Source organism: Vibrio sp. 1078-1 (assembly GCF_033340475.1).
This window is the reverse complement of record NZ_JAWOWM010000460.1, coordinates 1-649: the sequence shown is the minus strand read 5'-3', so window position 1 is coordinate 649 and position 649 is coordinate 1. Positions and strand designations below refer to the sequence as shown.

Here is a 649-nt window from a genome sequence, read left to right as displayed (position 1 = left end):
ACCTAGGAACAGGCCAACGATACCGTAGAAAAGCATACCGCCGATGGCCCCAAGCAGAATCACTGGCATTGGTACGTCTACACCACGGCCCATAAACATTGGTTTTAGTAAGTTCTCAGACAGCGCACCGACAACCGCCCACACGGTAAACATGGTCGCGGTTGTGCTGTCTTGCGTCATGTACATGTAGCCAATCACTGGCAATACAGCAAGCAGCGCAGGAAGCTGAGCGATACACAAAATCATCAGAATCAAAGTGAGCAAACCAGCAGCAGGAACGCCAAACACAAAGAAGCCAGCACCGATCAATAGCGCTTGAATCGCAGCCACACCAACTACGCCCAGCAGCACGCTTTTAATGGTCGCGGCGATAAGCGTTGTCCAGCTTTTCGCGTTTTCGCCAGCGGTACGGATCGCGATAGTTTGCAGGCCCGATGCCAACGACTCTGAATACGTCATAAAGCCAGCAGCGATAGCCAGTGACAAGATAGACAGCAACAAGCTACCTAACACGCCGCCAACCATGCCAAGCAAAGAGGTTAATGCTGACTTGATTTGTGGCATAAAGGTTTGTATTGCTTGCTCTAAGTTCGTCGCAAAGAGCGTCCATACTTCATAAAGTTTGTCACCCACAAGAGGCCAATCAGCA

General features: G+C 50.5%; 1 protein-coding gene. It reads right to left on the bottom strand.

Translation table 11 applies throughout. The annotated features are described in order from the left end of the window. Window positions 1-649: AI-2E family transporter (locus tag R7190_RS28190; RefSeq protein WP_318137968.1), on the bottom strand; the 649-nt coding region annotated here is incomplete at both ends.